Below are 13,823 nucleotides of genomic sequence, written 5' to 3' on the forward strand. Positions count from 1 at the left end.
TTTCTTTAACAGGTCAAATTCAAATTTCTCAAAATCTGATTGAGATTCGAATTCGAATATTTCATTCAAAAAACAATCCTTGCACATTATAAAATTCCAACGTTTTGTGTTAAAATCCCCCAACCTACTTTTCAATGATCAATCATGATTGAACATTGTTGTATAGCATCAAAACTCGGAGATTTTATTATGTAGCCACTAACTGAATTGATGAATGGTACATATGGAATGACCGCTCCCTATTTACAATTGATAAGGGTTTCCACCGCTTGCTGCTGACCAAGCAAAATATCCCCTTCAGGAAATTCCATTTCTGACAGGTTTTGCCGATTTGATGGCTTCTGGGATTCAGAATCATAATCTATAAGCGACTACGTCCCTTGAAAACACAATGAAAATTGATGTTTGTGCTTCGCGCAATAGAAAACATATGGCGTCCAGCCATCTCTCCAGTTGGCATGTACAGCACTATCGGGTGAGATTTGTACTAATAGTTCCATGGAGGAAGCACATTCAGGACATTGGGGAGTCTGGTCTGGACCATTGCACCAATAGGGATACCCGTCAAGGTTCAATCCTTTGTTTCGCAGTTCTGGATTCTTTTCATTTTTAAACCCAACAAGAGAAGCAGCAAGCTTATTAAGTCTATTTATTTTATCCCAATATCCAGCTTCAACCCTGTTGGTTTTTGGGTCAACCAATGCATTAAGTTCTCTCCAAATCGATGGAGCATGCAATTCAAACCCAACCACATCTGGAAAGCTTTTTTCCAAAGAAGAGGTTACTTGTCTCTCTTTGATCAAATCGATTTCCTCAAAAGTGTGGGGCAAGGGCAACAAACTAGCGTCTTTCTCTTTTAGTGAATCGTAGGTTACAACTTTCCAACCAACAGCATCATTTGGTTCGTTGGCATTAAAAAATGATGTTCGATTTTTCAAACCGCACTCCCAACAATAATAAAAAGCAAAGAAATCAAAAGGTGGTGTATGTCGATAAATGGATAAATGTACCTGCCCAACAAATTTGAACGGACTTCCGCATCCATTACAATGGGGCCATTTCATTCCAGTTTCACCTATAGGACGACCACCAAAACGGGTCTCCAAAATATTTGTTGACCTCTCAATTTCATCTTTGGGAAATAACCGTGTCCGTTCTTTTACAAGATTCGTTAGCAGTTTTAATACATTCTCCTCATGAATTGACCCCATATTAATCGACCAAAAATCTACTCGGTTCTTCTTTGTGCAAAAAGCCACGTTAATTGAACTACAAACTGTTTTTGAAAAACTAAAGTTCTCCTATTTAACTTTGATGATTCAAGCCAAATTGACAAATGGGCCGTTTGGAGAAACAAACCACTATTTACAATTGGTCAGCGCCAATAATTATTTGCCTGGGCGATAATCGCAAATTCAGCGGCAACGGTTTGTCCTATGGAAATTAACATGGCAGCATCATTGGCATAGGTAGGGCGGAGTTTGTCCCTGACCTCAGCATCAGGCTGGGTGATTTTTATGGTAAGCCTTGCAATTTTTATGGCAAGAGCCCTCCCTTCTTCTGGGGTGTTGGTAATCAACGAGTTTCCTGGAATTAATTGTGTTTCTTCAGACATTGGTGACATATTTTATAATGCACAAAACTAGCGCCCATGTACTTATAAAACAGTGACATATGTTACTATTAGAGCACTTTTACTTTTCGTCCCTGTTGTTGTATTTTTTGATTTGCGCCTAATTTTTTCATTACCCGCGTAATAACCTCTCTAGAGGTCCCTAGGTCATCTGCAATTTCTCGGTGTGAAATGTTGAGAAGATTTGAATTTTCAATTTTGGTCTTGGTTCTTAAATATTCGATAAGGCGTTCTTCCAGATTAAAACAGATTAGTTGTTTTGTGGTACTGAGCAAATCCGAATAGTGTTTTTGAAAATCATCCAAGACCAGATTACCAAATGAGGGATATTTTCCCATCCAAAGTTTTACCCGCTCCACAGGTAGAAGCAACAAGGTACTGTCGGTATCGGCAATGGCAGAAAAATCGGCCTTTTCATTTCTAAGTATGTGGGCAAAACTGTATATGCAAGACCCTCCTGAGGATATATAATACAATAGAAATTGGATGGCATCCTCCTGGCTAAAAACCTTTACGTTACCCGATACCACAATGGGCAAGTATTTCATATATTGCCCTTGCTCTACAATCTTTTCCCCGCTTAAAAAATCCTTTTTTATAGAATGCTGTGTAATTTCTTCAATTAGGGATTTTTCCAAATGAGGGTAACAATCTGCTAAAAAACCTGCTTTCATTTAGTTCGGGTTTTAGCGACTTCCTCTTTTCTTCTTATTATAATGATAAATGGCATAGGCAATCCCCGCCAAAACCACAAACGGAAGGTACGATCCAATAACCACTCCGATTTCATAAGCACTGTCCGGAGCTTCTTTCATTTTTTCCTCAATGTTGGGCTGTTGGAGCAAAAAGAAAATTGGCCTCATATTTTGTTGTCTTTATTTCTCAAATCCATAACACTACTAATGTACCATAAAATACAAAGCGGCCAGGAACAATCCCAGGCCGCTTTTGAACTTTGTTTTGAACCCAAAGTCATTTTCTATTCAACATGCGTGAATATTTTATTTACAATAATCCACTTCCCATTAATTTGGGCCATCGATAAGTAATCATAATAATTATATCCTGAAAAAGGGACATGAACTTTGGCCATGGCAACTTTACCCATAACATCGATTCCAACAATTCTCATTTTAAAGTCTTCTTTCAGTTCGTAAGGGCTCATTCTGTTCCTCACACCTTCCAAATATTCATTTTTGCTTTTGCGATAGTCCTCTCCTTTAATATCTCCATAGAGATGAACATCATCATGAAAGCTACTTTCAAGTTTATCTACTTCTCCTTTAAAGATTCCTTCAAAATAGTTGTTCATCAACTGTTCTATTTCTACTATATTTTCTTTATACATTATGCTCTTTTTTAAATGGAATGGCCTACCGTGTGACCACCAGCAATATTTATAGTTTCTCCTGTTACAAAATCTGCCGTTGCCAAATAATAGGCCGCCTCTGCAACCTCTTGGGCCTCACCAATCCGGTTCAATAAATGAAGCCCAGATAAACTGTCCGCATCTTCAATTCCAATTTTGCCTTGTAACGGACTTCTGATAATTCCCGGTGCAATGGTGTTAACCTTTATGTTGTCCTTTCCAAATTCGGCCGCCAACTGTCTGGTCAAAGCATGAATTGCTCCCTTGCTGGTCAGTGGAGCTGTAGCAGGGAAACCCCCGATAGCATGATCAACCAATACGGTTCCGATGTTGATAATGGAACCTCCTTGCTGTTTCACCATTTGTGGAATAACCGTTTGAGTGGTAAAATAGGTTCCCAAAAGATTTATCTTCCAAAAACGTTCTAGGTCCACTGCGGTGACATCTAGAAAAGGTTTTGGTGAAAAAACCCCTGCGTTGTTGATCAACACATCAATCCTTCCAAATTTTTCAAGAGCCAAGGTTGCCAGTTGCTTTCCTGTTTCCGGTTTACTTACATCTCCGGCAAAACAAATCGCATTGGATGGAGAACCAAAAGCTTCATATGTTTCTTTAAGATTCTCTTCATTTGAAGAGTTCATGACCAAATTAGAGCCCTTATCCAAAAAGTATTTGGCTGTTTCTTTACCGATACCCGTTGAAGCACCTGTAATTATAACTGTTTTGTTTTTCATTGTTCTTGTTTTTGCGTTCCCATATATTGTTTCCCATTATGGCCCCAATTTCCCATGGGTACTTCGTCTATAACCACGTGTGTGGTCTGTGGATTCTTGTTTAAAACATCCACAAGCAATTGTGTTACTCCTTCAATCAATTGAGCTTTTTGCTCCATGGTCACCTGTTCATCGGTAACCTTAATGTTTACGTATGGCATATTTTTTATTTTAAATTATGTTACAAAGTTCCCACAGTACGGTAAGGGCAGAAAGGAGATAGGTCACAGATTATGTGTGACATATGTCACATGTAAAAATGGAAAAAGACAAGTGTGGTCTTAAGAGGACAATCGGCTCAAGGTCTCTCGGGAAACACCAAGGTAGGCGGCAATCAATTTTTTGGGTACCCGTTGAAAAAGTTGGGGATATTCTTCTAAAAGAAGATTGTAGCGTTCTTTAGCTGAATTTTTTAATAGGGATAAGATTCTTTTTTGAAGTGCTATCCTGCCGTATTTGCTTTTTTTGGCCCAAAAACGTTCCATTTTATGCATTTGGGCCGTTAACTTCTCTCGATTTTCGTAGGAGATGTACAAAAGTTCACAATCCTCAACACAATCTATTGCAATTTTTGATGGTGTCTTCTTGATGAAAGATTCGTAATCCGTAATCCACCAATTCTCCAATCCAAACTGGAGTATGTGTTCCTTTCCATCATCATCAAAAAAACAACTCTTCAAACACCCCTTGATTACCCAATATTCTTTGTTTACCAAGTCCCCTTCTTGAACAATGTATTGGTGCTTACGTTTCTTTACGTGTTCAAAATGACTCAGGACAACATCAAATTCCTCATCGGTCAGTTGAATCAACTCTTGAATATGTTGTCTTAAAGGGTGCATTAGGAATTCATCAATTCCTCAATCTCTTCAGCCTCAATAGGAATGTTCCGCATCAGATTAAAAGGCTCTCCGTTTTCTTGGATTACCACATCATCTTCCAAACGCACGCCCATTCCTTCATTGGGAATATAAATCCCAGGTTCCACGGTGAAGACCATATTAGGTTTCATTGGTGTTTTTAGTTCTCCATAATCATGAGTGTCCAGGCCAATATGATGGCTGGTGCCATGCATGAAGTACTTTTTATAGGCCGGCCAATCTTTATTTTCATTTTGAACGTCCAATTTGTCCAATAAGCCCAATCCCAATAATTCCGAGGTCATGATCTTGCCCACCTCTTTATGGTACTCGGCCCAAATAACTCCTGGCACCAACATCTTCGTTGCTTCATTCTTCACCCGAAGTACAGCGTTGTAAACCGCCCTTTGTCTATCTGTGAACCTTCCATTTGCCGGAATGGTACGGGTCATATCACTGGCATAGTTGGCATATTCCGCTGCCAAGTCCATAAGAATCATATCCCCATCCTTCACCTGCTGGTTGTTTTCAATGTAGTGCAACACATTGGCATTGTTTCCCGAGGCAATTATCGGAGTGTAGGCAAACCCTTTGGAGCGATTCCGAACAAATTCGTGCAAAAACTCTGCTTCCATTTCATACTCCCAAACTCCTGGCTTGGTGAACTGCAAAATCCTTCGAAATCCCTTTTCCGTAATGTCACATGCTCGTTGCATCAGGGCAATTTCCTCAGGTTCTTTTATACCCCTGATCTGTTGAAGAATCGGATTGCTCTTGGCCCATTGATGGGCAGGAAAGTCTTTTTTGCATTTTTCAATAAACCGATCCTCACGGGTTTGGGTCACCACCGCTTGACGGTAATGCTCGTTGGTGTTGAAATAAATCGTATCGGCCTCGGTCATCAAATCAAAAAACACCTTGTCAAAGTCCGTCAACCAATAAATGGTCTCGATTCCAGAAACCTGGGTAGCCTGTTCCTTAGTAAGTTTTGCTCCTTCCCAAACGGCAATATGCTCATTGGTCTCCCTAACAAATAAAATCTCACGATGTTTTTTATCGATGGCATCCGGAAAAAGCAACAACATGGTCTCCTCCTGATCGGCTCCGCTCAAATAAAAAATATCCCGATGCTGTTCAAAAGGCATGGTGCTGTCTGCGCTAATGGGATAAATATCGTTGGAATTGAACACCGCAATACTTTTGGGCTTCATTTGCGCCATAAATTTTTTACGGTTTTTGATAAAAAGTTGACTGTCGATTTGATGATATTTCATGAACTGTACTATTTGTTTCAAATGTAAAAATTTGAGTATCGACCACAAACAAAAAAGGAGCCTTAATGGCTCCTTTTATAGTTTGTATAATCCACTTATTTGGTAATCGCTCCTTTTATGGCTCCAATAATGGCCATGATTACGCCACCACCAACACCACCTCCGGCAATGCTTCCCAGAATTCCGGCCACATCCATTCCACCATCGGTGCCTAGGCCCAACATACCCAACAGATAACCTCCAAGTCCTCCACCAAGAATTCCCGAAATGGAATTGCCCAGTGTTCCAAGGTTTAGTTTTGGCAATAATTTTGCTGCTAAGTTACCTCCTAAGGCTCCAGAAATTAGTTGAATAATCAACGGTAAGTACTCTTCCATATTATTTATAGTTTAAATGGTTAATTCGAAGAAAATAAGCATTTTTTTATGAATATGGTAAAATCAGTGTTGATAAAATCCCATTTTGATAATCCATTCCTTGGTTGATTTCATTTTCTTTGTTTGTTCCTGCGGTTACTTATTCATACCTTGATCCAAAGAATTAAACCTTGAATTTGATGAAAAAACTTTTCTTTTTCTGCCTCATTTTGTTTTTCCAAACTACAATTGCCCAACAATCCACAACCTCATCTGACCAAGTAATTCAGGCCTTGGACCAGAAAGCCAAAATGGCCGAAAACTCGTTGGTCAAAAATATCCCAATTAAAAATATTGGTCCTTCGGTGATGAGCGGACGCGTTGTCGATTTAGAAGTCAACCCCAACGACCCAACAGAATTCTATGTGGCCTATGCTTCCGGTGGGTTATGGCATACTACTTCCAATGGGATTTCATTCAACCCCATTTTGGACAATTCCAACACACAAAACATTGGAGACATTGCTGTGGATTGGAAAACTGGAACAATCTGGGTGGGAACCGGGGAAAACAACGCCTCTCGTTCGTCCTATGCCGGAATTGGCATTTTAAAATCAATGGATGGAGGAAAGACATGGCAGAACATGGGACTTCACGATTCGCATCATATCGGTAGAATACTGGTCAATCCGGATAACCCCAATGATGTTGTGGTAGGAGTTACCGGTCATTTGTACTCTCCAAACCAGGAAAGGGGAGTTTACAAAACCATGGATGGGGGCAATACATGGACGCGAACCCTTTTTGTAAATGACGCTACCGGAATTATTGATGTGGCACACGCACCCAACAACTTTAACATCCAATACGCTGCAGCCTGGGAAAAAGACAGAAAAGCCTGGAATTTCTCAGGGAATGGTTCCGCTTCTGGAATTTATAAAAGTGTTGATGGCGGTGCAAGTTGGACCTTGGTTACTTCCGAAGGAAGTGGTTTCCCTACAGGAGATGGTGTAGGCAGAATTGGATTGGCGGTTTTTGATGATAATATTGTATACGCCGTTCATGACAGTCAGTTTAGACGAGAGAAAAAATCCGACAAGAAAAAGGACGGCCTGACCAAGGATGATTTTAAATCCATGAATACCGAAACCTTTCTTGCTCTAGAGGATAAAAAACTGAACGATTACCTCAAGACTAATGGATTTCAAGAAAAATACCGAGCTGAAAACGTAAAACAAATGGTGAGGAGTGGGGCAGTAAAGCCCATTGATCTGGCCAAATATTTAGAGAATGCCAATTCACTCTTGTTCGATACCCCGGTAATCGGTGCGGAGGTGTATCGTAGCAACAACGCCGGGACCTCATGGAATAAAATGAACGAGGATTATATTGATGATCTGTTCTATAGCTATGGATATTATTTTGCACAGATTCGGGTAGACCCCAATAACGTAGACCATATTTATTTGGCTGGGGTTCCATTGATCAAATCCGAAGACGGTGGAAATACCTTTGTTTCCATCAACAAGGAAAATGTACATGCCGACCATCATGCACTTTGGATAAACCCAAAAAAATCCGGTCACCTCATCAATGGAAATGATGGCGGGGTCAACATTACCTATGACGATGGAGATAATTGGATGAAGAACAATTCTCCCACCGTTGGCCAGTTCTACGCCATCAACATAGATCATGAAAAACCTTATAATGTCTATGGCGGATTGCAGGATAACGGAGTGTATGGAAAGGAGCCCATAATAGTGAGGAAATAGGCATTGGCACCAGACAGGGAAAAATCCTTGGAAGATGATCATGGGTGGGGATGGTATGCAGGTGCAAATCGACAATAGAAACTCGGATATCGTTTATACTGGTTTTCAATTTGGAAATTATTATCGATTGAATCTTGATGATGGTAGCCAAAAGTATATTCAACCCAAACATGAATTGGGAGAATCTCCTTATCGATTTAATTGGCAGACGCCCATTTTGCTCTCAGAGCATAATCAGGATATTTTGTACTTGGGAGGTAACAAATTACATCGTTCCCTAAATCAAGGAAATGATTGGGAAGCAATTTCCGATGACTTGACTCAGGGAGGCAGAAAAGGTAACGTTGCCTATGGAACAATAACAACCATATCGGAATCCCCATTTAAATTTGGATTGATCTATACGGGCAGTGATGATGGCTTGGTCCATGTTTCAAAAAATGCAGGTGGTAGTTGGGAAAATGTTTCCAATTCCTTCCCAAAAAATTTATGGGTTAGTGAGGTGGCTGCATCCAAACACAAAAAAGAACGAGTCTATGCAACCTTGAATGGTTACCGCTGGGACGATTTTACTCCTTATATATATGTAAGTGAAGATTATGGTAAAAGCTGGAAGAACATTTCTGGTAATATTCCCGCCTCTCCGGTTAATGCGTTGGTGGAAGACCACGAAAATGAAAATTTGTTGTTTGCAGGTACGGACAATGGACTTTACCTAAGTTTTAATCGCGGAGCATCATGGGAGCTGTTCCAAAATGGAATGCCCAATGTAGCAGTGCATGATCTAGTAATTCAACCTGAGGCCAAACACCTCCTTATAGGTACCCATGGGCGTAGTATTTACAAGGTAGACATTGCCACACTCCAAAAAATGAACGCGGACGTGCTTCTAAAAGATTTGGTTGTTTTTGGTGTTGAAAATATCAAACATTCCGCAAGTTGGGGCAAGGCCTGGAGTTCTTGGGCCAAACCAAATACCCCAGGGTTGGATGTCAATTTTTATTGCTCCGCAACTGGACCGTGCACGGCCAAAGTAATGACCATTAACGGAACAGAGGTAAGTTCCACAGAAATGCAGGCCAATAAAGGCTTGAACATTTTGTCCTATGATCTGGCCTTTTCCAAAAAAGGAAAAAGCAACTTCCTCAAAAAGAACAAAATGAAATTGGAAGAGGCAAAAAATGGAAAAACCTATTTGCCACAGGGCAATTATGTAGTTGAGATTTCCGCAAATGGAAAAACCGAAAAAATTGAATTTAAGATAGAATAGTGGAACTGACCCTTAGTATTCCCGCACTCCTCTTTCCGGCAATCTCATTGACCATGTTGGCCTATAATGCTAGATATTTGGCCATTGCGGGGTTAATTCGCCAATTGCACAAACAATTTGAGGAGACAGAAGCTTCCCCATTAAAAAAACAAATCCATTCGCTTCGCAAAAGATTGGGAATCATCAAAAATATGCAAGCCAGTGCCATAGTCAGCTTCTTGCTTGCAGCTGTGACCATGTTCCTCATTTATGTAGAGCTAATGATCTGGGCCAATGTGATTTTTGGCATTAGTTTGGTTTTTCTGATGATTTCTTTGGTACTCTCATTGATAGAAGTACAACTCTCAACAAAGGCTTTGGGGATTCAATTGAGCAATATGGAAAAGTGATGTTTTATAAATAAATTTAATCTGATCAAGAAACTTAAAAATTGAATTCAAAATAGAATAATGAAGTACTTTTTATGGATTTTCCTCTTCTTTCAATGTTCGCTTTTTGCTCAAGAGCGACCTCAACTTTTCTTTCGCGAGGATTTTAAGGAAACTCCAGCGGAAATTCCAGTAAGCCAAAACCATATTAGCAATCCGGATGTAGTCCTTAATCTATACGGTGAAGATTCGGGGCAACTCAAAAAAAGCCATCATGATACGCCAAAAGATGATCCCTATTATGTTTGGTCGGGATTATGCAGAAGTACCTGGGCGATCACTTTAAAGCATCAATCAAAACATGTAGATCTCTCCAAATTTGGAAAGATCAAATGGCGGTCCAAGCAATCTGGTTTCCGCCAGCTTCGCATTGTCCTCAAACTTGCGGATGGAACTTGGTTGGTTAGTGATGCTTTCGACGGACCATCAACCGATTGGCGGATTAGGGAGTTCAATATCTCGGATATTAAATGGAAGGCTTTGGACATGGAATTGATTGTTGAAACAAAACCGGCGCAAAACCCCGATTTGACCAAGGTTGAGGAAATCGGCTGGACAGATTTGATGGTGGGTGGAAATTCTGATGCCTGCTCCAGAGTGGATTGGATCGAGGTTTACGGTTATCCTATGGAAAAATAAAAGCGCAAGAATCCGTATTATAAATACGCTTCTTTCTTTATAATTTTAGCTTAGAAAATTTGATCACTGCGTTGGACTTTGCACGAGTCCATATGAAAGACCATACATACACCAACCTTATTTTCAATCTAATGCCAACCAACAGAAGAAACCGTATTAAATCCATCGACATGCTACGTGGGCTGGTCATGGTCATTATGGCCCTGGATCATGTTCGTGACTATTTTCATTTTGATGCCTATTTTTTTGACCCGGCCGATATGACCAAAACCAATGTGGCACTCTTTTGGACCCGTTTTGTGACCCATTTTTGTGCTCCAGTGTTCGTTTTTCTGGCAGGAACATCTGCTTTCTTTGTTGGCCAACGAAGAGACAAAAAATCATTGTCCATTTGGTTATTGAAACGAGGCATTTGGCTGGTGATTGCTGAACTTACCATCATTAAATTGGCGTGGATGTTCAAATTGGATTATTCCTCTATTGTGCTTCAAGTAATTTGGGTACTGGGCATAAGCATGATCTTTTTGGCAGGATTCATTCATTTGCCCAGAAAATTGATGATTGGACTATGTCTCGTGGCAATCTTTGGTCATAATTTACTGGATGCCATTGCACCTACCGACCCCATTACCTCTGGGATATGGACTTTTCTTCATGTTTTCAATTTGGTGGATTTTGGCAGTTTTCAAGTTTTTGTGGGCTACCCTATGATTCCATGGATATTTGTAATGCCGTTGGGCTACTATTTCGGGGAGCTATACAAATCTTCCGTTGACCCAAAACTAAGAATCAAAAGATTGTTTCAGATGGGATTGGGAATGACCCTCTTGTTTTTTGCACTAAGAGCACTCAATGTTTATGGAGACCTTGTCCCCTGGTCCGAACAAGATTCAATGGGCATGACTATAGCTTCTTTTTTTAACGTTGCCAAGTATCCTCCGTCACTGCTTTATTTGCTGATAACCTTGGGGCCATCTATTGTATTTTTGGCTCTGGTTGAAAATTGGCAAAATTGGTTGTCCGAAAAGCTAGTGGTCATCGGTCGTGTACCTATGTTCTTTTATATAGTGCACTTATATGTAATTCACTTCTTCGGAGTAATTGCAGCTATGTTGACCGGGTTCAGTTTTTCCGATATGGTCATTGATCTATGGATAACCCTGCAACCAGAACTTCAAGGTTATGGGTTTAATCTTTGGGTTGTTTATCTCATTTGGATTGTTTTGACCGTTTCATTATATCCCATTTGTAGTTGGTACAATAATTATAAAACCAACCATAGGGAAAAGTGGTGGCTCAGCTATCTATAGCTCCATTTGTAAAAGGACTATCGGTTTTAAAATTGTTAATTTTAAGATATGATAGTTGATATTCGACAATATTTTACGAAGCATCCCAGATATAATAAACTGGTAGGCGACGATTATCTTTTTGTTGAATATAAGTGCCCTATTGATGTTGAAAATTTTCAATTGTTCACCGATTCCCATATCATTAATTATGTAATTAGTGGTAAGAAGGATTGGTTCTCTCCGGACCAGACTTTTGAAATACAGGGTGGAGATGCTCTTTTTGTACGAAAAGGGGTTTACACCACTAGGCAACACTTTGAAGTGGACTATTGCGTGATGCTCTTTTTTATCAATGACAGATTCATAAACAACTTCTTTAAAGAGTATCAGTCATTAAAGGCGGTCTCCCAACGGACATCTTACGACCAAATCTTCGAAATTGATGTAAACGATTCCTTTGAATCTTTGATTCACAGTATTTTCAATTATTTCAAACAGGTTGGTGAAATTCCAAAAAGCTTGGTCGAGATAAAATTTCGTGAGCTTCTGTTCAACATTCTATTGAATCCAAAGAATCGGTTATTGGCCGAATATCTGTATTCCCTAAGTAATACAGAAAAAACCGATATGGAATACATTATGCTTAAGCATTTTCAATATGATCTGAGTATGGATGAATTTGCCAAACTCTGCGGGCGAAGTCTTTCCACTTTTAAACGGGATTTCAAAAACCATTTTAAGCAAACCCCAGGAAATTGGCTCAAGAACAAACGCCTTGAATGTGCTAAATCACTATTACACAATTCTTCATTAAGCATTAATGAGATTTGCTATGAAAGTGGATTCAAAAATCCTTCGCATTTTAATAAAGTATTTAAAGAAAAATACAATCTCCCCCCGCAACAGTTTAGAGCTTCATTGTAACCCATTTTTCATCTTGTTGATTATTAATGTTTTAGTTTGACCTTCAAAACAAACAGTTTGAACTTTTAAGAAAATCCTAAGCGCTATTGATGCCCCAATTTTGCATTGTAATCAAATAGTAACATCATGGAAAAGTTCAAATCAGAAAAAATCAAGTTTTTAAAAAAGGGCATTTTAACATCAACAATATTCTGTTTATTGGCAGGAGGGGTCAATGCCCAAGAAAGTGACCTTTTGGCTTTCAACACAAACCTTGAAAACCAAAACTATGGGAAATCAACACCAAAACGAAATGGGGATTATCTCCTAAAAGTATCCCAGTTGGGGCATTCACATCAATTATCGGCTTTACAGCAAAGGGTAACCAATTTTGACATTAGCCAATTGGAAGAATATGACGCTGAAGAACCATCTATATACACAGTGGTTTTTCGTGAAAAGAACTCCTCAGTGTATGCTAAATATAATGCCTTGGGCAATCTGATGAGTACCATAGAACGCCATACAAATGTAAAAGTCCCTCAGGCCTTAGGTCGTGAAATTGCCATTCAATATCCAGGATGGTCTTTTAAAAACAGTACGTTGACCATCAAATACAACAAAAAGAGAAAGGTCAACATCGCCTTTAAAGTCCAAATTTTAAATGGCGACAAAAAAAGGGTTTTAAAATTGCCCGTATAAAATGAAATCGCGCAGGGTCTTAATCGACCTTGCGCGATTTCTTTAATGGAATTTCTTATCTTTAATCCTCTTAACCTGTTCCGATTGTATAAATTACCATCGGAATGCTATTTTGTAAATGTGCAATCGGTCAAAGACATAGCGTTTTTTAGAAATATCAAGGAAATTCGGGAATGCGAATTTGGGATTTTTTATTTTTTTGATGGGCTTGTTATTTCCGAAATTAAGGAAGGTATAGTCGTTAATTGGGCTATGGCTGAAAAAATCATTAGCGTCGCTTATGAAATTCTAGGAAGGGATGAACCCATTGCCTACATTTCCAACCGAATTAACAACTATTCCATTGTAGCCGCCGATTGGTTAAAATTCTACATCCACAGACATGAGCTCGAGCTTTACTCTGTTGTGGGCTATAACCAAAGTGGGTTTGCCAGTCTTATCATGGAAAAGATGTTCTTCAGGAACAACATCCAACAGTTCACCAATCTGGAAGATGCCATTGATTGGAGTATGGCAAGATTGGCTGACAAAAAAGAATTGGTAAAATAG

16 protein-coding genes and 1 pseudogene are annotated in these 13,823 nt (G+C 39.5%); 7 read left to right on the forward strand and 10 right to left on the reverse strand.

The annotated features are described in order from the left end of the window. Positions 1 to 371: 371 nt before the first annotated feature. From ACOQO1_RS13410 to ACOQO1_RS13455, 10 genes are all read right to left on the reverse strand, one after another. Positions 372 to 1,211, reverse strand: coding sequence for a DUF1963 domain-containing protein (locus ACOQO1_RS13410; protein ID WP_420603392.1), 840 nt, complete (start codon positions 1,209 to 1,211; stop codon positions 372 to 374). A 164-nt stretch (positions 1,212 to 1,375) separates the two neighbouring features. Next, the gene (locus ACOQO1_RS13415; protein WP_420603393.1) at positions 1,376 to 1,615 is read right to left on the reverse strand and encodes a hexameric tyrosine-coordinated heme protein; all 240 of its coding nucleotides are present in this window, start codon (positions 1,613 to 1,615) and stop codon (positions 1,376 to 1,378) included. 68 nt (positions 1,616 to 1,683) lie between these two features. Beyond that, entirely contained in the window at positions 1,684 to 2,307 is a 624-nt protein-coding gene (locus ACOQO1_RS13420) for a Crp/Fnr family transcriptional regulator (protein ID WP_420603394.1), read from the reverse strand. A gap of 12 nt (positions 2,308 to 2,319) precedes the next feature. Then, positions 2,320 to 2,496: a hypothetical protein gene (locus tag ACOQO1_RS13425; protein WP_420603395.1), complete on the reverse strand. Its 177-nt coding sequence runs from the start codon at positions 2,494 to 2,496 to the stop codon at positions 2,320 to 2,322. A gap of 116 nt (positions 2,497 to 2,612) precedes the next feature. After that, positions 2,613 to 2,981, reverse strand: coding sequence for a nuclear transport factor 2 family protein (locus tag ACOQO1_RS13430; RefSeq protein WP_420603396.1), 369 nt, complete (start codon positions 2,979 to 2,981; stop codon positions 2,613 to 2,615). 11 nt (positions 2,982 to 2,992) lie between these two features. Continuing rightward, the gene (locus ACOQO1_RS13435; RefSeq protein ID WP_420603397.1) at positions 2,993 to 3,736 is read right to left on the reverse strand and encodes an SDR family NAD(P)-dependent oxidoreductase; all 744 of its coding nucleotides are present in this window, start codon (positions 3,734 to 3,736) and stop codon (positions 2,993 to 2,995) included. Then, positions 3,733 to 3,936 carry a tautomerase family protein gene (locus ACOQO1_RS13440; protein ID WP_420603398.1) on the reverse strand — a complete coding sequence of 68 codons (204 nt, stop codon included), beginning with the start codon at positions 3,934 to 3,936 and terminating at the stop codon, positions 3,733 to 3,735. The genes ACOQO1_RS13435 and ACOQO1_RS13440 overlap by 4 nt, the downstream gene beginning before the upstream one ends. A 120-nt stretch (positions 3,937 to 4,056) precedes the next feature. Further along, a complete protein-coding gene (locus ACOQO1_RS13445) occupies positions 4,057 to 4,617 on the reverse strand; it encodes a Crp/Fnr family transcriptional regulator (protein ID WP_420603399.1) in 561 nt (186 codons plus the stop codon). Beyond that, positions 4,617 to 5,909, reverse strand: a complete 1,293-nt coding sequence (locus ACOQO1_RS13450) for an aminopeptidase P N-terminal domain-containing protein (RefSeq protein ID WP_420603400.1) — start codon at positions 5,907 to 5,909, stop codon at positions 4,617 to 4,619. The genes ACOQO1_RS13445 and ACOQO1_RS13450 overlap by 1 nt, the downstream gene beginning before the upstream one ends. 95 nt (positions 5,910 to 6,004) lie before the next feature. Next, positions 6,005 to 6,286 (reverse strand): hypothetical protein, encoded by a 282-nt coding sequence (locus ACOQO1_RS13455; RefSeq protein ID WP_420603401.1) that lies wholly within the window; start codon positions 6,284 to 6,286, stop codon positions 6,005 to 6,007. 179 nt (positions 6,287 to 6,465) lie between these two features. On the opposite strand from ACOQO1_RS13455, the pseudogene ACOQO1_RS13460 reads away from it, so the two are divergent. The 7 genes and pseudogenes from ACOQO1_RS13460 (at position 6,466) to ACOQO1_RS13490 (ending at position 13,823) form a co-directional block, all read left to right on the forward strand. Beyond that, positions 6,466 to 9,310, forward strand: a pseudogene (locus tag ACOQO1_RS13460) (glycosyl hydrolase). Beyond that, the gene (locus ACOQO1_RS13465) at positions 9,310 to 9,699 is read left to right on the forward strand and encodes a DUF2721 domain-containing protein (protein WP_420603402.1); all 390 of its coding nucleotides are present in this window, start codon (positions 9,310 to 9,312) and stop codon (positions 9,697 to 9,699) included. Before ACOQO1_RS13460 ends, ACOQO1_RS13465 begins: the two are co-directional and overlap by 1 nt. A 60-nt stretch (positions 9,700 to 9,759) precedes the next feature. Next, positions 9,760 to 10,377 carry a hypothetical protein gene (locus ACOQO1_RS13470; RefSeq protein WP_420603403.1) on the forward strand — a complete coding sequence of 206 codons (618 nt, stop codon included), beginning with the start codon at positions 9,760 to 9,762 and terminating at the stop codon, positions 10,375 to 10,377. A gap of 92 nt (positions 10,378 to 10,469) precedes the next feature. After that, positions 10,470 to 11,687 carry a DUF1624 domain-containing protein gene (locus ACOQO1_RS13475; protein ID WP_420603404.1) on the forward strand — a complete coding sequence of 406 codons (1,218 nt, stop codon included), beginning with the start codon at positions 10,470 to 10,472 and terminating at the stop codon, positions 11,685 to 11,687. Between the two features lie 48 nt (positions 11,688 to 11,735). Continuing rightward, positions 11,736 to 12,593, forward strand: a complete 858-nt coding sequence (locus ACOQO1_RS13480) for an AraC family transcriptional regulator (RefSeq protein ID WP_420603405.1) — start codon at positions 11,736 to 11,738, stop codon at positions 12,591 to 12,593. A 126-nt stretch (positions 12,594 to 12,719) separates the two neighbouring features. Next, positions 12,720 to 13,274, forward strand: coding sequence for a hypothetical protein (locus ACOQO1_RS13485; RefSeq protein WP_420603406.1), 555 nt, complete (start codon positions 12,720 to 12,722; stop codon positions 13,272 to 13,274). 45 nt (positions 13,275 to 13,319) lie between these two features. Next, a complete protein-coding gene (locus tag ACOQO1_RS13490; protein WP_420603407.1) occupies positions 13,320 to 13,823 on the forward strand; it encodes a hypothetical protein in 504 nt (167 codons plus the stop codon).

It is taken from the genome of Flagellimonas sp. (assembly GCF_965222555.1).
In the GTDB taxonomy this organism is placed as follows: Bacteria; Bacteroidota; Bacteroidia; order Flavobacteriales; family Flavobacteriaceae; genus Flagellimonas.